The organism is Streptomyces sp. NBC_00009, from assembly GCF_045040855.1.
GTDB lineage: Bacteria > Actinomycetota > Actinomycetes > Streptomycetales > Streptomycetaceae > Streptomyces > Streptomyces aureus.
The window spans coordinates 1,277,111-1,302,112 of record NZ_CP108312.1 but is presented as its reverse complement, the minus strand read 5'-3'; the positions used below and the strand labels follow the sequence as shown (position 1 = coordinate 1,302,112).

The 25,002-nt window shown below is 72.6% G+C and carries 24 protein-coding genes and 1 pseudogene; 19 read left to right on the top strand and 6 right to left on the bottom strand.

Annotated elements, in window-relative coordinates:
- Positions 1 to 11 precede the first annotated feature (11 nt).
- On the bottom strand, positions 12 to 872 hold the full coding sequence (locus tag OHA58_RS05875; RefSeq protein WP_405477095.1) for a GyrI-like domain-containing protein: 861 nt from the start codon (positions 870 to 872) through the stop codon (positions 12 to 14).
- A 325-nt stretch (positions 873 to 1,197) separates the two neighbouring features.
- On the opposite strand from OHA58_RS05875, the gene OHA58_RS05870 reads away from it, so the two are divergent.
- From OHA58_RS05870 to OHA58_RS05820, 11 genes are all read left to right on the top strand, one after another.
- Positions 1,198 to 2,769 carry an ABC transporter substrate-binding protein gene (locus OHA58_RS05870; protein ID WP_405477093.1) on the top strand — a complete coding sequence of 524 codons (1,572 nt, stop codon included), beginning with the start codon at positions 1,198 to 1,200 and terminating at the stop codon, positions 2,767 to 2,769.
- A gap of 56 nt (positions 2,770 to 2,825) precedes the next feature.
- Positions 2,826 to 3,779, top strand: coding sequence for an ABC transporter permease (locus tag OHA58_RS05865; RefSeq protein WP_405484806.1), 954 nt, complete (start codon positions 2,826 to 2,828; stop codon positions 3,777 to 3,779).
- Positions 3,780 to 3,793: 14 nt separating this feature from the next.
- The gene (locus tag OHA58_RS05860; RefSeq protein WP_383985189.1) at positions 3,794 to 4,654 is read left to right on the top strand and encodes an ABC transporter permease; all 861 of its coding nucleotides are present in this window, start codon (positions 3,794 to 3,796) and stop codon (positions 4,652 to 4,654) included.
- Positions 4,651 to 5,676, top strand: a complete 1,026-nt coding sequence (locus tag OHA58_RS05855; RefSeq protein ID WP_405477091.1) for an ABC transporter ATP-binding protein — start codon at positions 4,651 to 4,653, stop codon at positions 5,674 to 5,676. The genes OHA58_RS05860 and OHA58_RS05855 overlap by 4 nt, the downstream gene beginning before the upstream one ends.
- Positions 5,673 to 6,728 carry an ABC transporter ATP-binding protein gene (locus tag OHA58_RS05850; protein WP_405477089.1) on the top strand — a complete coding sequence of 352 codons (1,056 nt, stop codon included), beginning with the start codon at positions 5,673 to 5,675 and terminating at the stop codon, positions 6,726 to 6,728. The genes OHA58_RS05855 and OHA58_RS05850 overlap by 4 nt, the downstream gene beginning before the upstream one ends.
- Positions 6,729 to 6,747: 19 nt before the next feature.
- Positions 6,748 to 8,592, top strand: coding sequence for a gamma-glutamyltransferase family protein (locus OHA58_RS05845; RefSeq protein ID WP_405477087.1), 1,845 nt, complete (start codon positions 6,748 to 6,750; stop codon positions 8,590 to 8,592).
- 116 nt (positions 8,593 to 8,708) lie between these two features.
- Complete coding sequence (locus OHA58_RS05840; RefSeq protein WP_405477086.1) at positions 8,709 to 9,560, top strand: inositol monophosphatase family protein; 852 nt, start codon at positions 8,709 to 8,711, stop codon at positions 9,558 to 9,560.
- Positions 9,561 to 9,740: 180 nt separating this feature from the next.
- The gene (locus OHA58_RS05835) at positions 9,741 to 11,150 is read left to right on the top strand and encodes a phytoene desaturase family protein (RefSeq protein WP_405484803.1); all 1,410 of its coding nucleotides are present in this window, start codon (positions 9,741 to 9,743) and stop codon (positions 11,148 to 11,150) included.
- Positions 11,147 to 11,662 (top strand): O-acetyl-ADP-ribose deacetylase, encoded by a 516-nt coding sequence (locus tag OHA58_RS05830; protein WP_405477084.1) that lies wholly within the window; start codon positions 11,147 to 11,149, stop codon positions 11,660 to 11,662. The genes OHA58_RS05835 and OHA58_RS05830 overlap by 4 nt, the downstream gene beginning before the upstream one ends.
- Before the next feature lie 87 nt (positions 11,663 to 11,749).
- Positions 11,750 to 13,216 carry an AlkA N-terminal domain-containing protein gene (locus OHA58_RS05825; protein ID WP_405477082.1) on the top strand — a complete coding sequence of 489 codons (1,467 nt, stop codon included), beginning with the start codon at positions 11,750 to 11,752 and terminating at the stop codon, positions 13,214 to 13,216.
- 13 nt (positions 13,217 to 13,229) lie between these two features.
- The gene (locus OHA58_RS05820; protein ID WP_405477080.1) at positions 13,230 to 13,718 is read left to right on the top strand and encodes a methylated-DNA--[protein]-cysteine S-methyltransferase; all 489 of its coding nucleotides are present in this window, start codon (positions 13,230 to 13,232) and stop codon (positions 13,716 to 13,718) included.
- 31 nt (positions 13,719 to 13,749) lie between these two features.
- Here OHA58_RS05820 and OHA58_RS05815 read toward each other — a convergent pair.
- Positions 13,750 to 13,892 (bottom strand): annotated as a pseudogene (locus OHA58_RS05815) (NAD-dependent deacetylase); the annotation flags it as partial.
- A 172-nt stretch (positions 13,893 to 14,064) separates the two neighbouring features.
- On the opposite strand from OHA58_RS05815, the gene OHA58_RS05810 reads away from it, so the two are divergent.
- The 4 genes from OHA58_RS05810 to OHA58_RS05795 all read left to right on the top strand — a co-directional run bounded on the left by OHA58_RS05810 (position 14,065) and on the right by OHA58_RS05795 (position 17,683).
- The gene (locus OHA58_RS05810; RefSeq protein ID WP_405477078.1) at positions 14,065 to 14,703 is read left to right on the top strand and encodes a hypothetical protein; all 639 of its coding nucleotides are present in this window, start codon (positions 14,065 to 14,067) and stop codon (positions 14,701 to 14,703) included.
- Positions 14,704 to 14,814: 111 nt separating this feature from the next.
- Complete coding sequence (locus OHA58_RS05805; RefSeq protein ID WP_405484801.1) at positions 14,815 to 15,039, top strand: ferredoxin; 225 nt, start codon at positions 14,815 to 14,817, stop codon at positions 15,037 to 15,039.
- Positions 14,996 to 16,420, top strand: a complete 1,425-nt coding sequence (locus tag OHA58_RS05800) for an NAD(P)/FAD-dependent oxidoreductase (protein WP_405477076.1) — start codon at positions 14,996 to 14,998, stop codon at positions 16,418 to 16,420. The genes OHA58_RS05805 and OHA58_RS05800 overlap by 44 nt, the downstream gene beginning before the upstream one ends.
- 24 nt (positions 16,421 to 16,444) lie before the next feature.
- On the top strand, positions 16,445 to 17,683 hold the full coding sequence (locus OHA58_RS05795) for a cytochrome P450 (RefSeq protein WP_405477074.1): 1,239 nt from the start codon (positions 16,445 to 16,447) through the stop codon (positions 17,681 to 17,683).
- A gap of 49 nt (positions 17,684 to 17,732) precedes the next feature.
- Here OHA58_RS05795 and OHA58_RS05790 read toward each other — a convergent pair whose 3' ends face one another.
- The 3 genes from OHA58_RS05790 to OHA58_RS05780 form a co-directional block, all read right to left on the bottom strand.
- Positions 17,733 to 18,470 (bottom strand): SIR2 family NAD-dependent protein deacylase, encoded by a 738-nt coding sequence (locus tag OHA58_RS05790; protein WP_405477072.1) that lies wholly within the window; start codon positions 18,468 to 18,470, stop codon positions 17,733 to 17,735.
- Between the two features lie 70 nt (positions 18,471 to 18,540).
- Positions 18,541 to 19,038, bottom strand: coding sequence for an NUDIX domain-containing protein (locus OHA58_RS05785; RefSeq protein ID WP_405477070.1), 498 nt, complete (start codon positions 19,036 to 19,038; stop codon positions 18,541 to 18,543).
- A 44-nt stretch (positions 19,039 to 19,082) separates the two neighbouring features.
- A complete protein-coding gene (locus OHA58_RS05780; protein ID WP_405477068.1) occupies positions 19,083 to 20,144 on the bottom strand; it encodes an ADP-ribosylglycohydrolase family protein in 1,062 nt (353 codons plus the stop codon).
- A gap of 259 nt (positions 20,145 to 20,403) precedes the next feature.
- Between OHA58_RS05780 and OHA58_RS05775 the strand changes: the two genes are divergently transcribed.
- The gene (locus OHA58_RS05775; protein WP_405477066.1) at positions 20,404 to 21,555 is read left to right on the top strand and encodes a glycerate kinase; all 1,152 of its coding nucleotides are present in this window, start codon (positions 20,404 to 20,406) and stop codon (positions 21,553 to 21,555) included.
- A gap of 32 nt (positions 21,556 to 21,587) precedes the next feature.
- A complete protein-coding gene (locus tag OHA58_RS05770) occupies positions 21,588 to 21,797 on the top strand; it encodes a hypothetical protein (RefSeq protein WP_405477064.1) in 210 nt (69 codons plus the stop codon).
- Here the strand turns inward: OHA58_RS05770 and OHA58_RS05765 are convergent.
- Complete coding sequence (locus OHA58_RS05765; protein WP_405477062.1) at positions 21,776 to 22,627, bottom strand: PaaX family transcriptional regulator C-terminal domain-containing protein; 852 nt, start codon at positions 22,625 to 22,627, stop codon at positions 21,776 to 21,778. The genes OHA58_RS05770 and OHA58_RS05765 overlap by 22 nt on opposite strands.
- A gap of 97 nt (positions 22,628 to 22,724) precedes the next feature.
- Here OHA58_RS05765 and OHA58_RS05760 point away from each other — a divergent pair, with 97 nt between their 5' ends.
- Positions 22,725 to 23,930 (top strand): LLM class flavin-dependent oxidoreductase, encoded by a 1,206-nt coding sequence (locus tag OHA58_RS05760; RefSeq protein WP_405477060.1) that lies wholly within the window; start codon positions 22,725 to 22,727, stop codon positions 23,928 to 23,930.
- Positions 23,927 to 24,973 (top strand): zinc-binding dehydrogenase, encoded by a 1,047-nt coding sequence (locus OHA58_RS05755; protein WP_405477058.1) that lies wholly within the window; start codon positions 23,927 to 23,929, stop codon positions 24,971 to 24,973. The genes OHA58_RS05760 and OHA58_RS05755 overlap by 4 nt, the downstream gene beginning before the upstream one ends.
- The last annotated feature ends 29 nt before the right edge of the window (positions 24,974 to 25,002 follow it).

The window sequence follows — 25,002 nt, the reverse complement described above, 5'->3', positions numbered from 1 at the left end:
TACGAGGCGTGTTACTCCCGCTCGACCGGGATCCACAGCTGCGCGTCCGCCTGCGCCGCGTCGGGTGACAGGCGTGTGCTGAGGATCTCGGGGCCGGGCCTGCTCCGGTACGGGTTGGACGGGAACCACTGGGTGAACACGTCCCGCCACAGATGCTGGAGCGTCTGCGGGAACGGGCCCGAGCTGTCGAAGACGGCCCACGTGCCCGCCGGGACGGCGAGGGTGTCCAGGTCGTCGGGGCCGGCGGCGGAGGCCACCACCGCGTGGTAGTAGTCGAGTTCGGTGCCCTCCGCGCGGCTCGGGTCGAGGTCGTCGCTCACCGAGACGATCCCCTCGGGCTCCTGGTCGGACAGCGCGTGGATCCGGCGCACGGTCTCCTTGTCGATGCCCCGGATGAAGTCGGCGATCGCCGGATTCATGCCCTCGTGGACGAGGGGGACCCGTGCCTTCCTGCCGACCACATGGAACTCGGGCTTCTCCGTCACTCGGTATCGCATGGTGCTGCTCCCTTCGATGATGAGCCGGAAGGACATCCGGGGCTGGGACCGCAGGGCCGCACCGGTCCGCCTGGCCTCGCCGGGGCCCACGCCGTGCAGGCCCCGGAAGGCCCGCGCGAACGCCTCGCCCGAGCCGTAGCCGTAGCGCACCGCGATCTCGAGGAGCGTCGGCTCCCCGGAGAGCACCTCCGCGCCCGCGACGGTCAGCCGCCTGCGCCGGATGTACTCGGAGAGCGGCAGCCCCGCGAGCGCGGAGAACATCCGCCGGAAGTGGTACTCCGACGTCGCGGCGATCCGGGCCAGCTCGCTGATCTCGATGCGCTGGTCGAGGTGGCGCTCGATGTGGTCCATGGCTTCGTTGAGCCGGTCAAGCACCCCGGGCTCCTTCCTGTTGACATCGCTCACGCTAGGGAGGACCCATGGTCGCGGACCCGACATCCTGTGCCCGTTCCGGTCGGGGGTGCCCGTTCCGGCCGGTTGGGGCCTTGTGACCTTCTTTGTCGGGGCCGGTTATTCAATCTTCATCAAATGCGTTCCGCCATGCGGACAACCCTCTTGCCTGTGGACTGTATGCGAAATACGTTCTGCGGTATTCCTTGATCACACACGGATCACCCACAGGATGTCCCGCACACTCGTCCCCTGGCGGAGGTATCTCCTCGTGCGCCGAACAGCGGTTGCCTGCACGGCAGTTGCCCTGGTGTTGTCCACAACGGCGGGCTGCGGCTCCCTCCAGTCCTCGGCCACCGAGGTCGGCGGGGAGCGCATGACCGACGACCGGCCCGTACGGGACGGCGGCACGCTCACCGTCGCCCTCAACGCGGACCCGGACAAACTCGACCCCTCGCTCGCCCAGACCCTCGTAGGCCGCACGGTCTTCGCCGGGATGTGCGAGAAGCTCTACGACGTCGACGAGGCGGGCAAGGTCGTCCCGCAGCTCGCCACCGCTCTGCCGAAGACCTCGCCCGACGGCCGCACCGTCACCTTCTCCGTCCGCAAGGGCCTGAAGTTCAGCGACGGCACCTCCCTCGACGCGGCCGCCGTCGTCACCTCGCTGCTGCGCCACCGCGACCTGCCGGGATCGGCCCGCGCCACCGAACTCGCCCCGCTCAAGGACGCCGAGGCCACCGGCGCGTACTCCGTGAAGCTCACCCTCAAGCAGGCCTACGTCCCGCTCAGCGCCGTGCTCGCCGACCGCTCCGGCATGGTGATGTCCCCGGCCGCGCTCAAGAAGTACGGCAAGAACTTCACCAACCACCCCTCCTGTGTAGGCCCGTTCAAGTTCGTCGAGCGCGTCGGCGGCGACCGCATCGTGCTCGCCAAGGACCCGAACTACTACGACGCGCGCGACGTCCACCTCGACAAGGTGATCTACAAGCCGATCCCCGACGGCAGCGTCCGCCTCGCCAACCTGCGCTCCGGCGACATCCAGGTCGGCGACCAGATGGCCCCCGTGGACGTGAAGAGCGCGCTCACCGAGCCCAAGCTCCAGCTGTTCAACTCGCCCTCGCTCGGCTACCAGGGCATCGGGCTCAACGTCGGCAACGTCAAGGGCCTCGGTGAGAAGCCCGGCAAGCTCGACACCCCCCTCGCCCGCGACGTGCGCGTGCGGGAGGCCTTCGAGCTGTCCATCGACCGCGACCTGATCAACAAGGTCGTCTTCCAGGGCATGTACGAGCCCGCCTGCGGGCCCGTCTCACCCGAATCCGCCATCGCGCCCGGCGCCGCGGCCTCCGCCTGCCCCAAGCGCGATGTCGCCAAGGCGAAGCGGCTGCTCAAGGCGGCGGGCGTGAAGACCCCGCTCAAGATCGAACTCAAGACGTCCACCACGCCCGAGAACAGCCGTCTCGGCCAGGTCGTCCAGGCCATGGCCAAGGAGGCCGGGTTCGAGATCTCGCTGCGGCCCACCGAGTACGCGACGATGCTCGAGGAGACGGACGCCGGGCACTACGACGCGTTCACCAGCGGCTGGTCGGGACGCCTCGACCCGGACGGCAACATCGCCAGCTTCCTCCAGACGCGCGGCGCGATGAACGCCTACGGCCTCTCCGACCCGGACATCGACCGGCTCATCGCCCGCGGCCGCAGCGAGGCCGACCCCGCCCAACGGAACAAGATCTACGACGAGTTGACGAGCCGAGCCGCAGGCCTGCACGCCCTCGTCTACCTCTACCGCCAGAAGAACTACGTCGTCGCCGGCAAGGGCATCGCGGGCATCCGCGTCTACGGCGACGGCCTGGTCCGCGTGAAGACTGCGGGGTACACCAAGTGACGACCGCTCAAGCAACCCTGCCGAAGGCGCGGTTCGCCTTCCTCGCGGGGCATCCGATGGCCGCGTACGTGCTGACCCGCGTACGTCAGTCCGTCATCACCCTCTTCCTCGTCTCGGTCGTCGTCTTCGCCGGCATCCGCGCGCTGCCCGGCGACCCGGCCCTCGCACTCGCGGGCGAGGAGCGCAGCCCCGCCGCGCTCGCCGCGATCCGCGCCGAGTACGGGCTCGACGACAACATCGTCATCCAGTACGGCCGGTTCATCGGGCACGCCCTCACCGGCGACCTCGGCACCTCGTCGCGCACCGGCCTGCCGGTCTCCGACGCCATCGGCCAGGCCTTGCCCGTCACCCTCGAACTCGCCGCGCTCTCCCTCCTGTTGGCGGTCGTCCTCGGCATCGGCGCGGGCATCGTCGCCGCCGTCCGCCGCGGCAGGCCCGCCGAGTGGATCGCCAACGGCCTCGCCCTGCTCGGCCTGTCGGTCCCCACCTTCTGGCTCGGCATGGTCCTGGTCCTCGCGTTCGCCATCGCCGTCCCGGTCTTCGCCGCCTCCGGATACGTCCCCTTCGGCACCGACCCGCTCGACAACCTGCGCCGCATGGTGCTGCCGGCGATCGTCCTCGGCTCGGGGCTCGCCGCCGTCGTCATGCGGCAGACCAGGGCCGCGATGCTCGACTCCCTCTCCGCCGACTACGTGCGCACCGCCCGCGCCAAGGGCCTGACGCGCCGCGAGGTCATCGGCGGCCACGCGCTGAGGAACTCCCTGGTCACCGTGGTGACCGTGCTCGGACTCCAGCTCGGTCACCTCATCTCGGGCGCCGTCGTCACCGAGCAGATCTTCGTCCTGCCCGGCTTCGGCAAACTCACCATCGACGCCGTCTTCACCCGCGACTACGCGACCCTCCAGGGCGTGGTGCTGTGCACCTCCGCCGCCTACATCCTCATCAACCTGCTGGTCGACGTCGCGTACTCGGTCATCGACCCGCGCATCCGGCTCGGAGGCGCCAAGTGACCACGGCCCTTTCCCTGACAGCTGTCCGTTCGCGTGCCGCGGGCAGCGCCAAGCTGCGCGCCCTGCGCAAGAACCGGCTCGCGATGACCGGCGGTGTCATCGCCGGAGTCTTCGTCCTTGCCGCGCTCCTCGCCCCGCTCGTCGCCCCGTACGACCCGGCGCAGCCCGACTTCGGCAACGTGCTCGCCGCGCCGGACTGGTCGCACTGGCTCGGCACCGACGACCTCGGACGCGACCAGCTCTCCCGCGTCGTGTTCGGCGCCCGCGCGTCCATGCAGGTCGGCGTCCTCGCGGTGATCCTCGCGTTCGTCGTCGGCGTCCCCCTCGGGCTGCTAGCCGGCTACTACGGCAAGCTCGCCGACAGCGTCGTCTCGCGCGTCACCGACACGATGCTCGCGTTCCCCTTCCTGGTCCTGGCTGTCGGTCTCGCCGCCGTCCTCGGCCCGTCCCTCACCAACGCGACCATCGCGATCGGCATCTCGCAGATCCCGGCCGTCATCCGCATCACCCGCGCGGAGACACTGCGGCTCAAGCACGTCGACTACGTTGCCGCGGCCGTCGCCAACGGGGGAGGGGACGGCACCGTCCTGTTCCGCCACATCCTCCCCAACGCGACCTCGGCGCTCGTCGTCCAGGCCACCGTCGGCATCCCGGCCGCGATCATCGGCGAGGCTCTCCTGAGCTTCCTCGGCCTCGGCGTCCAGCCGCCCGAGCCGTCCCTCGGCGTGATGCTGTCCTCCGCCCAGGCCTTCCTCGCCCCCGCGCCCTGGATGGCGGTCTTCCCCGGCCTCGCCGTCGTCGCCGCGACCCTGGCGTTCAACCTGCTCGGCGACGGCCTGCGCGACGTACTCGACCCCCGTGGAGCGACCCGATGAGCCCCGACCCCGTGCTGAGTGTCCGAGACCTCTCGGTGTCCTTCCGTTCGGACGCCCGCACCGTCCACGCCGTCGACCACGTCTCGTACGACCTCGCGGCCGGTGAAGTCCTCGCCGTGGTGGGCGAGTCGGGCTGTGGCAAGTCCGTCGCCTCCATGGCCGTCATGGGCCTGCTCCCGCCCACCGCGCACATCACCGGGTCGATCAGGCTCGGGACACGCGAACTCGCGGGCGGCGACGACAAGGCGTACGGGAAGATCCGCGGCAAGGACATCGCGATGATCTTCCAGGAGCCGATGACCTCCCTGAACCCGGTCCTCACCATCGGCCGGCAGATCGGCGAGGTGCTCCGCCGCCACCAGGGCCTGAGCAAGAGGGAGGCACGCGCGCGTGCCGTCGAACTCCTGGACCTCGTGGGCATCCCCGCCCCGGCCCAGCGCGTCGACGAGTACCCGCACCAGCTCTCCGGCGGTATGCGCCAGCGCGTGATGATCGCCATCGCGGTCGCCTGCGACCCGGCCGTCCTCATCGCCGACGAGCCGACCACCGCCCTCGACGTCACCGTGCAGGCGGGCATCCTGGAGGTCCTCCAGTCGCTGCGCGAACGCCTCGGCACGGCGATCGTCCTCATCACGCACGACCTCGGCGTCGTCGCCGACATCGCCGACCGCGTCCTCGTCATGTACGCGGGCCGGCCCGTCGAACAGGCCCCCGTGGACGAGCTGTTCGCGGCGCCCCGCCACCCGTACACCCACGGACTCCTCTCGGCGGTCCTGCGGCCCGGCGCCTCGGCCGCCGCGGACGGTGGCGGCAAGCGGCGCCTGCCCGAGATCCCCGGCCTCGTGCCGAGCCTCGACTCCCAGCCCGACGCCTGCACCTTCGCCCCGCGCTGCGCCCGCGCCGACGAGCGGTGCACGACGGCCAGGCCCGGCTTCAAGTCCGTCACCGACGACGCCGGAGACGGCGCCCCGCACCTGACCGCCTGCTGGCACCCGAACACCCTCCAGGAGGCCGCACAGTGAGCACCCCGGTCCTGCAACTAGACGCTCTGGAGCGGCACTTCACCGCGCCGGGCGGCACCGTACGCGCCGCCGACGGCGTCACCCTGACCGTCGGCCGCGGCGAAGTCCTCGGCCTCGTCGGCGAGTCGGGCAGCGGCAAGTCCACCGTCGGACGCTGCGCCGTACGCCTCGACGAGCCCACCGGCGGCACCGTACGCATCAACGGCACCGACGTGACGACCATGTCCCGGCGCGCCCTGCGCCCCCTGCGCAAGGACTTCCACCTCGTCTTCCAGGACCCCTCGTCGTCCCTCGACCCGCGCATGACCGTCGGGCAGATCGTCGCCGAACCGCTGCGGCTGCACGGCATCGCGAAGGGCGAGGCGGCACGCGCGCGCGTGGCGGAACTCCTCGCCCAGGTGGGCCTGCGTCCCGAGCACGCCGACCGGCATCCGCACGAGCTGTCCGGCGGCCAGCGCCAGCGCATCTCCATCGCCCGCGCCCTGTCGGTCGACCCGGCGCTCCTCGTCGCCGACGAGCCGACCTCCGCCCTCGACGTGTCCGTCCAGGCGTCCGTCCTCAACCTGCTCGCCGATCTCCAGCGCGACCGCGGCTTCGGCTGCCTGTTCATCACCCACGACCTCGCCGCCGTCGAGTACCTCGCCGACCGGATCGCGGTCATGTACCTCGGCCAGATCGTCGAACAGGCCCCCACCGCCGAGCTGTTCGCCGACCCCAAGCACCCCTACACACAGGCCCTCCTGTCCGCGGCGCCCGTGCCCGACCCGGTCACCCAGCGCACCCGCGAACGGATCGTCCTCAGCGGCGAACTCCCCAGCCCGCTGGCGCCCCCGCCCGGCTGCCGCTTCCACACGCGCTGCCCGCTCGCCGTCGACCGCTGCCGCACCGAGGTCCCGGCCCTGCGCACCCTCGAAGGCACGGACAGCGGCCGCGAGGTGTCCTGCCACCTCGTCGCCGACGACGGCGCCGCCCCCGACGCCGCGGCACCCCGTCCCGCGGACGCCGACACCTCACTTCGTACGATCCCTCACAGCCGCCCCGCATCCGCCTGACGCCCGAGGAGCACCACCCTTGTTCACCACCCGGCCGACCCTGCAAGGCACCTTCGGCATGGTCTCGTCCACCCACTGGCTCGCCTCCCAGTCGGCCATGGCCGTCCTGGAGAGCGGTGGCAACGCCTACGACGCCGCCGTCGCCGCGGGCTTCGTCCTGCACGTCGTCGAACCGCACCTGAACGGCCCCGCCGGTGAGGTCCCGATCATCCTCGCCCCCGTCGGCGAGGACGTGAGCGTCCTGTGCGGGCAGGGCGTCGCGCCCGCCGGGGCCACCGTCGCCCACTACCGCTCCCTCGGCCTGGACCTCGTCCCCGGCACCGGCCCCCTGGCCGCCGCCGTGCCCGGCGCCTTCGATGCCTGGATGCTCCTCCTCAAGGACCACGGCACCAAGTCCCTGGCAGAGGTGCTGAGTTACGCGATCGGGTACGCGGAGGGCGGGCACGCGCCCGTGGAGCGCGTCGGCGAGACCGTCGAGACCGTGCGCGCCCTCTTCGAGAACGAGTGGCCCTCCTCGGCCGAGGTCTACCTCAAGGACGGCGCCTCGCCGAAGCCCGGTGAGCTCTTCCGCAATCCGCAGCTCGCCGCGACGTGGCGACGCGTCATCGAGGAGGCCGAGGAGATCGCGGGTGACGCCGGCGACAAGCGGGTCGCCGAGATCGAGGCCGCCCGCGCGATCTGGCGCGAGGGCTTCATCGCCGAGGCTCTCGTCCGGCAGGCCGGCCGCCCCACCATGGACACCAGCGGCACCCACCACACCGGCACGCTCACCGCCGCCGACCTGGCCGGCTGGTCCGCGACCTACGAGGCGCCCGCCACGTACGACTGGAACGGCTGGACCCTGTGCAAGGCCGGCGGCTGGAGCCAGGGCCCCGCCTTCCTCCAGCAGCTCGCCCTCCTCCCCGCAGAGCTGCCCGCCTACGGCTCCGCCGAGTACGTCCACCTGCTCATCGAGGGCTGCAAGCTCGCCATGGCCGACCGCGAGGCCTGGTACGGGGACGCCGGCCCTGAGGGCGTGCCCGTCGCCGAGCTCCTGTCCGACGAGTACAACGCCGCGCGCCGCGCCCTCATCGGCGACAAGGCGTCCCACGAGCTGCGGCCGGGCAGCCCGCGCGGCACCGAGCCCCGGATCTCCGCGCACGCGCACGCCGTGGCCGCGGGGGACGAGGGGTTCGACGCCATGGGGATAGCGGGCGCCGGTGCCGGTGAGCCCACCGTCGCCAAGAGCGGTGACCAGGAGGTCGCCGCGGACGGCGCGACCCGTGGCGACACCTGCCACCTCGACATCGTCGACCGCTGGGGCAACATGGTCGCCGCGACGCCCTCCGGCGGCTGGCTCCAGTCGAACCCCGTCGTGCCCGAGCTCGGCTTCCCGCTCGGCACCCGTCTCCAGATGGCCTGGCTGGAGGAGGACCTGCCGAACTCGCTCACGCCGGGACGCCGTCCCCGTACGACGCTGACGCCCTCGCTCGCCCTGAAGGACGGGGTGCCGGTCCTCGCGTTCGGCACGCCCGGAGGCGACCAGCAGGACCAGTGGCAGGTCCACTTCTTCCTCGCCGTCGCCCTGCGCGCGGCCGTGCGCGGGGGGCTCGACCTCCAGGGCGCCGTCGACGCCCCGAACTGGCACAACGACTCCTTCCCCGGCTCCTTCTACCCGCGCGGCATGCGGCCCGGCAGCGTCACCGTCGAGTCCCGCGTCGGCGAGGACGTCATCGAGGAGCTGCGCCGCCGCGGCCACGACGTGACGGTCGGCGAGCCCTGGTCGGAGGGCCGCCTGTGCGCCGTCGCCCGCGACCCGGAGACCGGCGTCCTGTCGGCCGCGGCCAACCCGCGCGGGATGCAGGGGTACGCCGTCGGCCGCTGACCGATCAGGCCGTGTACGGACGGATCAGGGGTGGGGTTCCGCGGTATTCACGGGGATTCCACCCCTCGTACACCGGGCGGGTACGAATTGTCAGTGGAGCGTGCTCTCATGGACGCATGATCGAAGCACAGGAAACGACGGAAAGCATCGACGACTTTCTCGTACACGGGGTCACCGAGGTGGAGCGCGCTGTGCGCGCCGCCGCTGCTGCAGAGGTGATGCCCCGCTTCCGGCAGCTCGCCGAGGGTGACGTCGCCCAGAAGAGCGGCCCGCACGACCTCGTGACCACGGCCGACCGGCTGGCCGAGGAATATCTGACCCGAGAGCTGGGCGCCCTGCTGCCCGGCTCCGTCGTGGTCGGCGAGGAGGCGGTGCACGCCGACTACACGGTCTACGACGCGATAGGCGAGGACGCCCCGGTGTGGATCGTCGACCCGGTCGACGGCACCCGCCAGTTCGTCCACGGGGACCCCGGGTTCTGCATGCTCGTCGCGCTCGCCCAGCACGGCACGGTCCTCGCCTCCTGGACGTTCGCACCCGCGCTCGGCGAGTTCGCCGTAGCGGTCCGCGGCAAGGGGGCCTGGCTCAACGGCGAGGCGCTGCACGCCGGTTCGCCCGGTGCGGACGAGCCCATCGACGTGGCGACGTCGCACCCCGACTACACGACGGACGCGCAGAAGCGCGACCTCCTGGGCCTGTGGACCGACGGCGTGCGCCCGCGCCCGTGCGGCTCGGCCGGCCTCGAGTATCTGGCCGTCGCCCGTGGCGAGTTGGACGCCACCGCCTTCTCGTGGGAAGCCGCCTGGGACCACGCCGCGGGGCTGCTCCTCGTGGAGGAGGCGGGCGGCACGCACCTGACGAAGGCGGGCGAACCCTTCCGGATCACCGGGGGGAACGCACTGCCGTTCACGGCGGCCCGGGACAAGGCCACCGCCCGGCGCGTGGTGGACCTGCTCGGCGGAGAGTGACCCGGCGGCCGGGGCCCTGGCGGGTGCCCTGGGGGCGCCCGCGCCCATGACCTGCGCCGACCCTCGGCGCTCCTTCGCGCAGCCCGTCCGGGAACGCCCCGCGCCCCGGCTCTGTCAGCCCTCCGGCATATCCTGGCGGCCAGTGGCCTCGGCTGACAAAGGAGTCCGAAGGTGCCGTCGATGCTCGATGCCGTCGTCGTGGGTGCGGGACCGAACGGACTGACCGCTGCCGTGGAGCTGGCCCGCCGAGGCCTCTCCGTGGCCGTCTTCGAGGCCAGGGACACCGTCGGCGGAGGCGCGCGCACCGAGGAGCTCACCCTCCCCGGATTCCGCCACGACCCGTGCTCGGCCGCTCACCCTCTGGGGATCAACTCGCCCGCGTTCAGGGACATGCCGCTGGACCGGTACGGCCTGGAGTGGCTGCACGCCGAGCTCCCCATGGCGCACCCCTTCCCCGACGGCAGCGCGGCCGTGCTGTCACGCTCCGTCGCCGAGACGGCCGCCTCGTTCGGGCCGCACGACGCGGGCACCTACCGCCGGCTCGTCGCACCCCTCCTGCCCAAGTGGGACGCCCTCGTGCGGGACTTCATGGCGCTGCCGCTGACCACCCTGCCGCGCGACCCGCTCACCCTGGCACGCTTCGGGCTCACGGGGCTTCCGCCGTCCACATGGCTGATGCGCCGCTTCCGCGACGACCGGGCGCGCGCCCTGTTCTCCGGCCTAGTCGCCCACGCCATCGCCCCGCTCGGCGGCCTCGGCACGGGAGCCGTCGGCCTCGTCTTCGCGCTCGCCGGCCACGCGCGCGGCTGGCCCGTCGCCCGCGGCGGCTCACAGTCGATCTCCGACGCGCTCACCGCGTACCTCAAGGACCTCGGCGGAGCCGTCCACACGAACTACGAGATCAAGCGCCTCGACGACCTGCCGCCCGCCCGCGCCTACATCTTCGACACCTCGCCCACGGCGCTCGCCCGCATCGCCGGGCTCGGCAGCTACTACGAGCGCTTCCGGTACGGCGCGAGCGTCTTCAAGCTCGACTACGCGCTCGACGGACCCGTGCCGTGGACGGCGAAGGAGGCCCGGAGCGCGGGCACCGTCCAGGTCGGGCCCGGCAGCCGCGACATCGCGGCGGCCCTGCGCGCCGCGTCCCGCGAGGGCCGCGCCCCGGACAAGCCCTTCCTCATCACCGTCCAGCCCAGTGTCATGGACCCCTCCAGGGCCCCGGCGGGCAAGCACGTCTTCTGGGCGTACGGGCATGTCCCGAGCGGCTGGGACGGCGACCTCACCGACGCCGTCGAGCGGCAGCTGGAGCGCTTCGCGCCCGGGTTCCGCGAACGGATCCTGGCGCGGGCCACGGCGGGACCGCCCGAGCTGGCCGCACGGAACGCGAACTATGTGGGCGGTGACATCGCCTGCGGCGCGGTGAGCGGTCTCCAGCTGCTGCTGCGGCCCAAGCTGTCCCTGTCGCCGTACACGACGCCGCACCCCGCCGTCTTCATCTGCTCGTCCGCGAGCCCGCCGGGGCCGGGCGTCCACGGCATGTCCGGGCACAACGCGGCCAAGGCCGTGTGGAGGAGGATCCGCGCGTCATGACCCGAATCACCCTGGTCAAGGGCGACATCACCGCCGAGACCGCCGACGCGATCGTGAACGCGGCCAACTCCTCGCTGCTCGGCGGCGGCGGGGTCGACGGCGCGATCCACCGGCGCGGCGGCCCCGAGATCCTCGCCGAGTGCCGCAGACTCCGCGCCTCCTACTACGGCAAGGGCCTGGCCACCGGGCAGGCGGTCGCCACGACGGCCGGGAACCTCGACGCCGGGCATGTGATCCACACCGTCGGCCCGGTGTGGTCCGCTTCCCTGGACCGGTCCGAACTGCTCGCCTCCTGCTACCGCGAGTCGCTGCGTGTGGCGGCCGGGCTCGGCGCCCGGACCGTGGCCTTCCCCGCGATCTCGACCGGGATCTACGGCTGGCCGCTGGACGACGGGGCGCGCATCGCGGTCCGCACCGTGCGGGAGGTCGCCGGGCCGCCGGTCGAAGAGGTGCGGTTCGTCCTCTTCGACGACAGGGCGTACGCGGCCTTCGCGGAGGCTCTCGCCGAGTGACAGCTCTCCGTCGAGGGCCGGACCGGCGCACACGTTGATGTCGGATTCTCGCCAGCCGGGGCGGCGGCCCTCGGCCATGCTTGCTTCATGCACACCGACACCGACCGATGCGTCCGGGCCGTCCAGTCCAAGGACGCCCGCTTCGACGGCTGGTTCTTCACCGCCGTCCTGACGACCCGGATCTACTGCAGGCCCAGCTGCCCGGTAGTGCCTCCGAAGCCCGAGAACATGACCTTCCTGCCCAGCGCCGCGGCCTGTCAGCAGGCCGGATTCCGGGCCTGCAAGCGCTGCCGCCCCGACACGAGCCCCGGCTCCCCGGAGTGGAACCGGCGCGCCGACCTGGTGGCCCGCGCCATGCGCCTCATCGGCGACGGCGTCGTCGACCGCGAGGGCGTCCCCGGCCTCGCCGGACGCCTCGGCTACAGCACCCGCCAGGTCGAGCGCCAGCTCCTCGCCGAGCTGGGCGCGGGCCCGCTCGCCCTGGCCCGCGCCCAGCGCGCCCAGACCGCGCGCATCCTCGTAGAAACGACCGAGCTGCCGATGGCCGACATCGCCTTCGCCGCCGGCTTCTCCTCGATCCGCACCTTCAACGACACGGTCCGCGAGGTCTTCGCGCTCTCCCCGAGCGAGCTGCGCACCCGCGCGCCCAGGAACGGCGCGTCGGCACCCGGCGCGATCACGCTGCGCCTCCCGTTCCGCGCCCCGCTCAACCCCGACAACCTCTTCGGCCACCTCGCCGCGACCGCCGTACCGGGCGTCGAGGAGTGGCGCGACGGCGCGTACCGGCGCACGCTGCGCCTCCCCTACGGGCACGGCATCGTGACCCTCACACCCGCCCCCGACCACATCGGCTGCCGCCTCGTCCTCACCGACCAGCGCGATCTGACCGTCGCGATCAGCCGCTGCCGCCGCATGCTCGACCTGGACGCCGACCCCGTCGCCGTCGACGAGCAGCTGCGCGCCGACCCGCTGCTCGCGCCGCTCGTCGACAAGGCGCCGGGCCGCCGGGTGCCGCGCACCGTCGACGAGCCCGAGTTCGCGGTCCGCGCCGTGCTCGGCCAGCAGGTGTCCACGGCCGCCGCCCGCACCCACGCCGCCCGCCTCGTCACCGCGCACGGCGAGCCCGTCGACGACCCCGAGGGCGGCCTCACCCACCTCTTCCCCTCACCGGAGGCCCTGGCGGCCCTCGACCCCGAGGCGCTCGCCCTGCCGCGCAGCCGCCGCACCACCTTGACCACACTGGTGCGCGAACTCGCGGAGGGCACCCTCGTCCTCGGCCCCGAGAGCGACTGGGACGAGGCCCGCGACCGGCTCATGGCGCTGCCCGGCTTCGGGCCCTGGACGGTCGAGGTCATCGCGATGCGCGCCCTCGGCGACCCGGACGCCTTCCTGCCGACCGACCTCGGAATGCGGCGCGCCGCACAGGAGTCGGGGCTGCCCCACACCCCGGCCGCGCTCACCGCGCGCGCCGCTTCCTGGCGCCCCTGGCGCGCGTACGCCGTCCAGTACCTGTGGGCCACCGACGACCACCCGATCAACTTCCTCCCCGTGTAAGGGACTCGGCACCATGACCGGTAAGCAGCACCACGTCCTCGACAGCCTCTACGGGCCGCTCACGCTCGTCGCCACCGACGGCACGCTCAGCGGCCTCTACATGACCGACCAGCGCCACCGCCCCGCCGAGGAGACCTTCGGGGAGCGTGACGGCCGGCCCTTCGGGGCGGTCGTCGACCAGCTGGAAGCCTATTTCCAGGGCGAGTTGAAAGAGTTCGACCTGCCGCTGCGCCTCGAAGGCACCCCGTTCCAGCGCAGCGTCTGGGAGCAGCTCCAGCGCATCCCGTACGGGGAGACCCGTACCTACGGGGAGCTCGCCGAGGCCCTCGGCAACGCGAACGCGTCCCGCGCGGTGGGCCTCGCCAACGGCAAGAACCCCGTCGGTGTCATCGTCCCCTGCCACCGCGTCATCGGCGCGAGCGGCGGCCTGACCGGCTACGGCGGCGGCCTGGAGCGCAAGCAGCGCCTCCTCGACTTCGAACAGGGCGCGGCGCTGTTCTAGCGGCACCCCCTACACGGGATCCCGTACGGGGTCAGCTCGGCGAGGAGCCGGGGGAGCGCCGTCCGATCGGTTCCCGCACGACCTCGGCGGCCTGGCGTCGTCGTACGGCGACGGCTCGGCGTTCACGATGACGAGGCGTGCCCCGTTGTCCGCCGCGAGGCTCGCGAGGCCGGCGAGGCCCGTACTCGTACGTACGGACAGCTCATCGTCGGCGGAGGCCCGAATCCGACCAGCTGCCATAGCCCGTATGGCGCACCGTGGTCTTCCTCCCGAGTGACTCCGGTGGCGCGAGTCCCTGGATCGCTGGTGTCTGTACGAAGGAGGACCAGGCAGAAAGCGAGAGACCATGGAGCGAAAGCACGAGCGCCTCGCGACTCCCTGGGCCGCCGGGGTGGCCGGGGTGGTGTTCGCGATCCTGATGGCCGCGGCGATCGTCCTGATGCGCATCGCTCTGCCCGACGGCACCGGCGGGGACGACGTAACCTTCGACGCCGGACAGCGCAGCGCCGTGCAGACGGCGCTGGCGCTGCTCCCGTTCGCCGGGATCGCCTTCCTGTGGTTCATGGGCGCCCTGCGCGAGCAGGCCGGCGAGGGCGAGGACCGGTTCTTCTCCACCGTGTTCCTGGGCAGCGGCCTGGTCTTCGTCGCCACCCTGTTCGGCGCCGCCGCGGCAGCCGGAACTGTGCTCGACGAGAGTCAGCAGCACCCTCCTTTCGGCCGGCACTTCGCCTACGTCCTGCTGACCACGTACGCGATGCGGATGGCGGCCGTGTTCATCATCACGACCTCGACCATCGGCCGCCGGCACGGCTCCCTCCCGCGCCCGCTCGTCGCCCTCGGCTACCTGGCGGGCCTTGCGCTGCTCGTGGTGGGATCGAACGTGCCGTGGTCCGAACTGGTCTTCCCCGCCTGGGCGTTGCTCCTCAGCCTGAACATCCTGCGGGGTCGGCGTCCCGCCCCGTCACAGCCGGCCCCATCGACCTGAGCCGACCACACCGCTCACTCGAACGGCCCCCTTCTCGTCGCCGCGTCCCGTCCGGACACCGAGAGTGGCCACAGGGGGCTGAGCGGGCCGTTGGAGAGGACCGATCCCGTGGTGAGGATTGCCGTCGACCTGAACCGCTGTCAGGGGTATGCGCAGTGCGCGTTCCTCGCGCCCGAGATCTTCGCCATGCACGGCGAGGAGGCGCTGCTGTACAACCCGGAGGCCGACGAGGCACAGCGCGAGAAGCTGGCTCAGGCCGCCACAGCGTGCCCTGTTCAGGCCATCCTGGTCGATGCGGTGGACGTCCCGGCCGAGGCGGTGTCCGGTGAACGGTGACAGATCCCTGGAACGGCTCAAGCGCGAAGGCCGCATCGTCGTCGTCGGCGCCTCGCTGGCGGGCCTGCGGGCTGCGGAAACCCTGCGCGACAAGGGCTTCGCGGGCTCCCTGACCATCATCGGTGACGAGCCCTACGAGCCGTACGACCGACCCCCGCTGTCCAAGCAGGTGCTGCTGGGCAGGGCGACCGCCGACGGCACCGCGCTGCCCAGGCGCCGGTCCGTCGACGCGACCTGGCGGCTCGGGATCCCGGCCACCGGCCTGGACATGCCCGCCAAGCGGGTGCGGCTGGCCGACGGCGACGAAGTGCCGTACGACCGACTGCTGATCGCCACAGGGGTACGGGCGCGACCGTGGCCTCGCGAGGCCGAGGCGGAACTTGACGGCGTCTTCGTGCTGCGGACCCGCGACGACGCGGCCGCGCTCGCACGGCGGCTCGACGAGGGACCCAAGCGGGTCTTCGTCATCGGCGCCGGGTTCACCGGCTCGGAGATCGCCTCCGCCTGCCGCGAACGCGGCATCCCGGTCACCGTCGCGGAGCGCGCCGCGGCGCCCCTGGTCGGCGCACTCGGCGGGGTGGTCGGCGCGGTCGCCGCCGAACTCCATCACAAGCACGGCGTGGACCTGCGGTGCGGAGTCATGGTGACCGCCCTGGAGGGCGACGCCTCGGGACGTGTGCGCGCCGCGCATCTGTCCGACGGCTCCACCGTGGAGACCGACGTGGTGGTTGTTTCGCTCGGCGCCACCCGCAACACCGGTTGGCTCGCCGGATCCGGACTCGGGGCGGGCCCTCGCGGGATCGCGTGCGATGCCGGCTGCCGTGCGTTCGACATCCGCGGAATCGTGACCGACGACATCTATGTGGCGGGCGACGTCGCCCGCTCCCCGCACGCCTTGTTCGGCTACCAGTTCCTGTCCCTGGAGCACTGGGGCAATGCCGTCGCCCAGGCCGGGATCGCGGCGCACAACATGCTGAGCGAAAGTACCGACCGTCTCCCCCACATGTGGATGCCGGCCTTCTGGTCCTCGCAGTTCGGAGTCAACATCAAGTCGGTCGGGGTGCCGTCGCTGGGGACGGAGATCCTCATCTCACAGGGTTCGCTCGAGGAGCGCCGGTTCGTCGGCGTCTACGGGTACCAGGGGCGCGTCATCGGTGCGGTCGCCTTCGACCATGGCCGGTGGATGCCGTTCTACCAGGAGTTGATCGAGACCACCGCACCGTTCCCGCCGCCGTTCCCCACGGTCGACCGGCGCTCGGACGGACAGCAGCCGATGGACGCGGACTTCCCCGACCCGTCGGTCCCCACTCACGGTCCCACCGTGACCCTCAGCGGATACTCGCCGGCCGACCGCCGGATGACGTTCACCCCTGCGCACTGACCCGCACGGCCACGAGGACTCGCCATGACGCAATCCCCCCTGCACCAGATCCTGGACTACGCCAACCGCGCCAATCCGTACCCGATTTACGAAGAGCTGCGGAAGACGCCGGTCCACCACGAAGAGGACGGGCCGTTCGTCGTCAGCACCTACTACGAGATCCGCAGCCTCCTGCACGATCCCCGGATCAGTTCCGACGCCCGCAATCTGGCCTCGACCGCCCGCGACCCGCTGGCCGAGTCGTCCCAGGAGGACGAGAGCGTCCTGCCGCCCAGCTTCCTGCGGCTCGACCCTCCGGAGCACGACCGGCTGCGACGTATGACGAACCGGCCCTTCGGCCCGCCGCACTCCCCCCACCGGGTCGACGGGATGCGCGGAGAACTCCATGGCATCGTCTCCGGCCTCATCGACGGCATCGGCGATCCGGGCCGGATCGACCTGGTGGACCAGTTCTCCTACCCCTTCCCCGTGACAGTGATCTGCCGGCTGCTCGGGATTCCGCGCGAGGACGAGGCGCGCTTCCACACCTGGGCGGACACGATCGCCGCGAGCCTGGACCCCGACCCGGACGGGGATTCCACCGAGCGGGGCAAGACGTCGCACGACGCCCGGATGCAACTGGGCATGTACTTGGCCGGCCTGATCGAGGAGCGCCGCAAGAAGCCCGGGAACGACATGCTCTCCGAGCTGGCGACGGCCAAGGGCGAAGACGGCTCGATGACCACGATGGAACTCCTCAGCACTGCGGCGCTGTTGCTGATCGCGGGCCATGAGACGACCGTCAACCTGATCACCAACGGAATGCTGACCCTGCTGCGCAACCCCGATGTCCTTGAGCGGCTGCGTGCGGATCCACGGCTGGCCGTGCCCATCGTCGAGGAACTGCTGCGCTTCGAGCCGCCCGTACAACTGGTGCCGCAGCGCACCACCCTCGCCGACATCGAGGTCCGGGGCGTCACCATCCCCAAGGGCGCCTCCCTCTGGCTGGTCCTGGCCTCCGGCAACCGCGACCCTCAGCGCTTCGAGGATCCGGACCGCTTCGACCCGGACCGCGGGGACATCCAGCACCTCGGCCTGGGCAGCGGCATCCACAGCTGTTTGGGCGCACCTCTCGCCCGGCTGGAGGCCCAGTTCGCCCTGTCGGAACTGGCCCGGAGGCTGGAAAACCCACGTCTCCTTGAGGACCCGCCGCCGTACCGGCAGAACGCCGTGCTGCGCGGGCCGCGGCATCTGCCCATCTCTTGCGACGGGATCCGCCCTTAGGGCCTGTCCGGCGGATCAGCTCGGCGTGGCGGGGTCCGCCGGAGGGGTCCTAGGGGTGCGCCATGCCGAGTTGGCGCAGCAGCTTCGGCAGCGCGGTGCCGATGGGTTCGCGGATGACTTCGTCGGCCAATTCGTCGTACGGCGTCGCCTCGGCGTTCACGATGACGAGCCGTGCCCCATGATCCGCGGCAACACCGGCGAGCCCGGCGGCGGGCTGCACCTGGAGACTGCTCCCCACGGCGACGAACACCTGACACGCCTTGGTGATCGCGACGGCCTCACCCAGCACCACCGGATCGAGCTGCTCCCCGAACATCACGGTCGCCGACTTGAGGATCCCCCCGCACTCCAGGCACGGCGGATCGTCTTCTCCGGTCTCGACCCGGGCGAGGGCGTCCGCCATGGGCCCACGCGCATGACAGCCGGTGCACACGAAACTCCGTGCGGAGCCGTGCAGTTCGAGCACCTTGCGGGCGGGCATGCCGGCGAGCTGGTGCAGCCCGTCGACGTTCTGCGTGATCACCCGCACGGGTACACCGGCCTGCTCCAGCTCGGCGACGGCCCGGTGCGCGCCGTTCGGCTCGGCGGCAAGGGCCCGGTTCTTCCGCCGCATCTGCCACGACCGCCGCCGGATCTCGGGATCGCCCATGTAGTACTCGTACGTCACGAGCTTCTCGGCCCCGGGATCCTTCCGCCACAGCCCGTTGGGCCCGCGGTAGTCCGGGATCCCGGAGTCCGTGGAGATGCCTGCACCACTGAGAATCGCGACGAGAGGCTGCGTGCTCATGCCGCCGAGGGTAGGCGTCCCGCCGGCCGAACCGCGAGGCGATATCGGCGCCCCGCCGCGCGAGGCCGCGTCAGCCCACGCGGTTGCCGTCCTCCAGCTCGGCTGTGCCCTCGCCCCGCGTGAGCACGTCGAGCGCCGCGAGGACGCGTCGGCCGAGCGAGCCCGGCAGGTACTCCGGCAGGTCGGCCGGGTCCACGAGGCGCCAGGAGAGCAGTTCCTCCTCCTGGAGCCTGATCGCCTTGAAGCGGTCCTCGTCCAGGACCCCGCCGTCGTAGAGATATGCCACGAGCGGCGGTCGCGCGGCCGTGCCGGACACCCAGTCGACCGCGAGCAGCCGGCCGAGCTCCACGTCGAGGCCGATCTCCTCGGCCGTCTCGCGCCGGGCTCCCTGGCGCGGGGACTCACCGGTGTCGGACTCGACGGTGCCGCCGGGCAGCGCCCACCCGTCGCGGTAGTTCGGCTCGACGAGCAGCACACGCCCCTCGGAGTCACGGAAGATCGCGGCGGCGCCGCACAGGACACGGGGGAGACCCGCGATGTACGCGGCGAACTCGGCGGAGACAGTCATGCGGGAAGCCTAACGACCGTGCGCCGCGGCCCGCGCCCGCCGGACTACGCCTCGGCCAACTCGACGGTACGCGCCGCGAGCTCGCTGATCCGCGCGCCGTCGAACCCGAACACCGCGCTGCGCACCCGGTCCTCCAGCGGGTCCTTCCACTGCGCCGGGATCGCCGCCGCCCCGCACAGCACACCGGCCACGGACCCGGCCGTCGCGCCGTTCGAGTCGGTGTCCAGGCCGCCGCGCACCGTGAGCGCGAGGGTGCGGGTGAAGTCCCCGTCGCCGTACAGGAGCCCGGCCGTGATGACGGCCGCGTTCGGGACCGTGTGGATCCAGCCGAGCCCGGCTGTCTCCTCCTCCAGCGTGGCCAGGGTCTCCTCCCAGCTCAGCCGCGACTCGTGGAGCGTCGCCGTGCGGCGCACCGTGCGGGCCAGTCGGCTGCTCGCCGGGATCACGGTGAGCGCGGTGTCGAGCGCCGCGCGCGGGCCCGGCGCCGTGAACGCCGCCGCGACGAGCGCCGCCGCCCACATCGCCCCGTACACGCCGTTGCCCGTATGGGACAGGACCGCGTCGCGGCGGGCCAGGGAGGCGGCGCGGCGCGGGTCGCCCGGGCAGGTCCAGCCGAAGACGTCGGCCCGGATCAGCGCGCCGATCCACTCCTGGTACGGGTTGTCGTAGGTCGCCGTGAGTGGCGGCTTCAGCCCGTTCGCGAGATTGCGGTACGCCACCCGCTCCGCGGTGAACGTCTGCAGATACGGCAGCCTCAGCAGCCACAGATCACCCACCTGTTCCGTGGAGAAGGCGAAGCCGTACGTCTCCAGGAGGTGCAGGCCGAGGATCGCGTAGTCCACGTCGTCGTCCCGGCAGCTGCCATGGATCCGCCCGCGCACGCACCGGCGCCACTCGGGCCGCAGCGCGAGGCCGTCGGACTCGTCGGCGGGTTCGGGCAGATAGTCGGTGAGCGGCAGGGCGGCGGCCCGCCGCAGATAGCCGTCGATGCGCGCCCGGGTCCAGTACTCGCCCTGTTCCACCGGCTTGCCGAGCATGTTGCCGGCGATCCGGCCGAGCCAGCCGCCGAGCACCCGGTCCTGAAGGTCGCTGCCCACTGGGGTCATGTCCTTGGTGTACCCGATGAGGGGGCGCGGCGGGGCGAGGCGTCCCGTACCGGGCGCCGGACCGTCCGCACCGCGCCCGGCTGATCGATCATTTCCGTGCTCGGGACGCCCCGCTATGGGCGGGAATATCGGGGTTTATCGTCCGGGTGTGCCGTTTCGCGGACCGGACAGCCATGGGCAGCGGCCCCCACCTCCGGTTAAGGTCGCAGCGGCGCGACTGCCTTGCGCGAGCAAGGCGCGAAAGCAAGGGGAATGCAAGGTGGCGGACGCTGGAGTGACGGCGGAGCACGTGCTCATCGCCGCGGACAAGTTCAAGGGCTCGCTCACGGCCGTGCAGGTCGCCGAGCGGGTCACGGCCGGTCTGCGGCGGATCGCGCCCGGGGTGACGGTCGAGTCCGTGCCCGTCGCGGACGGCGGGGACGGCACGGTGGCCGCGGCCGTGGCGGCCGGTTTCGAGCGCCGCGAGGTACGGGTGACCGGGCCGCTCGGTGACGAGGTCACGGCGGCGTACGCCCTGCGCGACGGCACGGCCGTCGTCGAGATGGCCGAGGCGTCCGGGCTCCAGCTGCTGCCCGAAGGCGTCTTCGCGCCGCTGACCTCGACCACGTACGGATCCGGCGAACTGCTCGCCGCCGCGCTCGACGCGGGCGCCCGCTCCATCGTGTTCGGCGTGGGCGGCAGCGCCACGACCGACGGCGGCGCCGGGATGCTGGCCGCGCTCGGCGCCCGTTTCCTGGACGCGGACGGCAAGCCCGTCGGCCCGGGCGGCGGGCCCCTCGCGGACCTGGCCACGGCCGACCTCTCGGGGCTCGACCCGCGCCTGGCCGACGTGGAGATCGTCCTCGCCAGCGACGTCGACAACCCGCTGACCGGCCCGAAGGGCGCGCCCGCGGTGTACGGCCCGCAGAAGGGCGCGACGCCGGACGACGTCGCCACCCTGGACGCGGCGCTGGCCCACTTCGCGCAGGTCCTGGCCAAGGCGATCGGCCCGAAGGCACTCGAGTACGCCGACTCGCCCGGCGCCGGAGCCGCCGGCGGCATCGGCTACGGCGCCCTCGTCGGCCTCGGAGCGGGCTTCCGGGCCGGGATCGAGGTCATGCTCGACGTCCTCGGCTTCGCGCCCGCGCTCGCCCGCGCCACCCTCGTCATCACCGGCGAGGGCTCCCTCGACGAGCAGACGCTGCACGGCAAGGCCCCGGCGGGCGTCGCCGCGGCGGCCCGCGCGGCGGGCATCGAGGTCGTGGCGGTCTGCGGCCGTCTCGCCCTTGTCCCGGAGGCCCTGGGCCGCGCGGGCATCCGCCGCGCCTACGCCCTCACGGACGTGGAGCCGGACGTGGCCCGCTGCATCGCCGAGGCGGGCCCGATCCTGGAGACGGTGGCGGAGCGGATCGCCCGCGATTTCCTCGTGTGACGGGTGATGCCTGAACCCTGACGCGCGCCGGGGTGAGGGGCGACCCTCATCCCGGCGAGAGCCGGTACGCGTCGAGGGCCAGGGTCGCCGTTGTCGTCACCCAGGACCTCGGCGACCCGAAGGCCCCCTCGAACCGGTCGGTGATCCTTCAGCCCGACAAGTCGGTGACCGGCGGCATGAAGATCGTGCGCCAGGCGCAGCAGTCGGAGGTCGCCAAGGGCTACACGCCGTCCGTGGCCTGATCCCCGGTGAGGCCGCGCCAGTAGCGGTCGGCGGGCTCCCGCAGCGCCCGCCACGCGTCGACGAACAGCCGGGTCGCGGCGCGGCCCGGCCAGTCGTGCGGCAGCAGCGCGCCGGGCAGCCGCGGATCCCGCTCGAACGTCCCGCGCCAGGCGTGCACCAGCCGGGTCCTGGCCACGAACGCGGCCGCGTCGCCGGACGCGTTCTCTGCTGTGCGGAGGCCGGCGAAGCGCGCCACGAACCGCTCGTGGCTCTCGCGGACCGCGGCCAGGTCCCAGGCCCGCTCGATGAGCCGCGCGTCGTCCGGCGTGCGGGATGTCAGCCACAGCGCGTACGCGTCGAGGCCCTGCTCGCGCAGCAGCTCACGCAGCACCGGCACCCCACCGGCGTCGGCGGCCACCCACACGCCCTGCCCGAGCGGTCCGAACCCCTCGAACGCCAACTGCTGTTCCACCAGCGCCCGTTCACGCCACGCTCCGGCCGGAACCCGCAGCAGCAGCTGCTGCCACTCGCCGCCCCACGCCGTCTCGTCGACCGCGCGCTCCAGCCGGTGCGTCCACGCGGTGAGCAGCGTCACCAGGCGCGGCTCCAGGACGAGGCGGGTCCTGCGCCCGGCCGGCTCCGCGCGCACCCAGCCCTCCCGCGCGAGCCGCGTCAGGGCGCGCCGCGTCGCCGCCTCACCGATGCCGCAGGCGCCGAGCGCGCCCACGACGGCTCCCGACCACACCTTCCCGTCGCCGGGATAGCGCACGTACTCGCCGAGAACGGTGAGCGCGAGCGTGCGCGCACTGGGCGAACCGTCGCCCCGCCGCCGGGTCCGTGGCTCTTCCAACTCCCGCTCCCTGTCCCGCTGTTGCCGTGTGCGTCTGTTGATTTATACGCCGCGCCGCTATAGGACGTAAGAAGCACGATGCCCGACCTTATGTCTCATGAACTGGCCGACGAAAGGCGTACGCGTGCACTCTCCAGCGCATCGACTGCCCACGCGCTTCGGCGCGTTCATCGCCCCGTACCACGGAACCGACGGCAGCCCCGCCCTCCAGATCCGCGGCGACCTCGACCTGGTCCGCCATCTCGACGCACTCGGCTACGACGAGGCGTGGATCGGCGAGCACCACTCCGCCGGGTACGAGACCGTCGCGTCGCCCGAGGTGTTCATCGCTGCGGCCGCCGAGCTCACGCACCGGATCAGGTTCGGCACGGGCGTGAACTCCCTGCCGTACCACCACCCCCTGATCCTCGCCGACCGGCTGCTCCAGCTCGACCACCAGACGATGGGGCGGGTGATGTTCGGCGCGGGCCCGGGCCAGCTGGCCTCCGACGCGTTCATGATGGGCATCGACCCGCTGCGCCAGCGCGCCATGATGGCCGAGGCGCTCGACGCGATCGTGCGCCTGGTGCGCGGCGAGACGGTGACCGAGCGGACGGACTGGTACGAGCTCGCCGACGCGCGCCTCCAGCTCGGCCCCTACCGGCCCGAGGGCCTCGACATGGCCGTCGCCTCCACCGTCTCCCCCTCCGGCTCCGTCCAGGCGGGCCGGCACGGCATCGGCCTGCTGTCCCTCGCCGCCGCGGACCCGGCCGGGCTCGCGGCCCTGAACGGGAACTGGACCGCGTACGAGAAGTCCTGCGCACGCCACGGCCACACCGCCGACCGCGCCGCCTGGCGCCTCGTCGTGCCGATGCAACTCGCCGAGACCCGCGAGGCGGCCCGCGAGCAGGCGGCGTACGGGGTCCTGCACCTGGTGCGCTACATCGAGGGCCTGTCCGGCACGGAGCTGCCCTGGGGCCGCACCGCGAAGGACGCGCTCGACCGGTGGACGACCGAGGGCATCCCGGTCTTCGGGGTCGCCACCATCGGCACCCCGGACGACGCGCTGGCCCGTATCGAGGCGCTCACCGAAGCCTGCGGCGGCTTCGGCACGCTCCTCCTGCTCGACCTCCCGACCGGCAGCCCGGCCGCCAAGCGCCGCAGCTACGAGCTCTTCGCCGAGTACGTCGTCCCACACTGCACCGGCGCGAACCGGCGCCGCACCGCGTCGGCCGCCTGGGCCCACGCGAACAGCGAACGGTTCGTCGGGGCGATGCGCAGCGCCGTCGAGGCGGCGGTGCGCGGCGGGGGTGAGGTCCGGTGAGGGCCGCCGTCCTGCGCCGCGGCCGGTTCGTCGAGGACGACGTGCCCGAGCCCGTGCCGGGCCCCGGACAGGTCCTTGCCGAGCCGCTCGCCACCGGCATCTGCGGCTCCGACCTGTCCGCCGCGCGCCACACCGACGCTTTCCTGCGCGCCTCTCGCGACTCCGGCACCGAGGCCTTCCTGTTCGACCCGGACGCCGATCTGGTCATGGGGCACGAGCTGTGCGCGCGGGTGCTGAGCCCGGGGGAGTGGCAGGGCCGGGTCGTCGTCGGGCTGCCGTGGGCGCTCGACGCGGGCGGCACCCTGCGCACCGTCGGATACGCCACCGCCTTCCCGGGCGGCTTCGGGGAGCGCGTCGTGCTCCAGGAGGCCGCGCTGATCCCCGTGCCCGACCACGTGGCGCCGCATGTCGCCGCGCTCACCGAGCCGCTCGCCGTCGGCTTCGGGAACGTCGCGCGGGCCGCGCCCGAGCGCGGCTCCGGCGCCGTCGTCATCGGGGCGGGGCCCATCGGCCTCGGGGCCGTCGCCGCGCTCGTGGAGCGGGGCGTGGCGCCCGTCGTCGTGTCGGAGCCGTCCCCGCGGCGGCGCGCCCTCGCCGAGCGCTTCGGCGCGCACGTGTGCGTCGACCCGGCGGCACAGGACCCCTTCGACGCATGGCGGGCGGCCGCGCCCGCGGACACGCCGCTCACGGTCCTGGAGTGCTCGGGCCGCGCCGGCATGTTCAACGAGATCCTGCACAGGGCGCCGCGCCGGACGCGGGTGCTCCTCATCGGGGCCTGCATGACGGAGGACGTCTTCACCCCCGTCGTGGGCCTCTACAAGGACATCACCGTGACCATGTGCATGGCGTATCCGCCGGAGGAGTTCGGCAGGACCCTGGAGCGCATCGCGGACGGCACGATCGACGCGGCCGCGCTCGTCACGGGCCAGGTGGGCCTGGGCGGGGTGTCCGCGGCGCTGGACACGCTGCGGCAGCCGGACGACCACGTGAAGGTCCTGGTGCGCCCCGGCCTGCCCGGCCCCGGCCTGCACCCCGCGCCCTGAGACAGGCGAAGGGCCCCGAACCAAGCGGT

Bases quoted from the DNA above. Each gene is read 5' to 3' on its own strand.
- OHA58_RS05865 (WP_405484806.1), top strand. From the start codon at position 2,826: ATGGCCGCGTACGTGCTGACCCGCGTACGTCAGTCCGTCATCACCCTC.
- OHA58_RS05855 (WP_405477091.1), top strand. From the start codon at position 4,651: ATGAGCCCCGACCCCGTGCTGAGTGTCCGAGACCTCTCGGTGTCCTTC.
- OHA58_RS05840 (WP_405477086.1), top strand. From the start codon at position 8,709: ATGATCGAAGCACAGGAAACGACGGAAAGCATCGACGACTTTCTCGTA.
- OHA58_RS05835 (WP_405484803.1), top strand. From the start codon at position 9,741: ATGCTCGATGCCGTCGTCGTGGGTGCGGGACCGAACGGACTGACCGCT.
- OHA58_RS05830 (WP_405477084.1), top strand. From the start codon at position 11,147: ATGACCCGAATCACCCTGGTCAAGGGCGACATCACCGCCGAGACCGCC.
- OHA58_RS05825 (WP_405477082.1), top strand. From the start codon at position 11,750: ATGCACACCGACACCGACCGATGCGTCCGGGCCGTCCAGTCCAAGGAC.
- OHA58_RS05820 (WP_405477080.1), top strand. From the start codon at position 13,230: ATGACCGGTAAGCAGCACCACGTCCTCGACAGCCTCTACGGGCCGCTC.
- OHA58_RS05810 (WP_405477078.1), top strand. From the start codon at position 14,065: ATGGAGCGAAAGCACGAGCGCCTCGCGACTCCCTGGGCCGCCGGGGTG.
- OHA58_RS05800 (WP_405477076.1), top strand. From the start codon at position 14,996: ATGCGGTGGACGTCCCGGCCGAGGCGGTGTCCGGTGAACGGTGACAGA.
- OHA58_RS05795 (WP_405477074.1), top strand. From the start codon at position 16,445: ATGACGCAATCCCCCCTGCACCAGATCCTGGACTACGCCAACCGCGCC.
- OHA58_RS05790 (WP_405477072.1), bottom strand. From the start codon at position 18,470: ATGAGCACGCAGCCTCTCGTCGCGATTCTCAGTGGTGCAGGCATCTCC.
- OHA58_RS05785 (WP_405477070.1), bottom strand. From the start codon at position 19,038: ATGACTGTCTCCGCCGAGTTCGCCGCGTACATCGCGGGTCTCCCCCGT.
- OHA58_RS05780 (WP_405477068.1), bottom strand. From the start codon at position 20,144: ATGACCCCAGTGGGCAGCGACCTTCAGGACCGGGTGCTCGGCGGCTGG.
- OHA58_RS05760 (WP_405477060.1), top strand. From the start codon at position 22,725: ATGAACTGGCCGACGAAAGGCGTACGCGTGCACTCTCCAGCGCATCGA.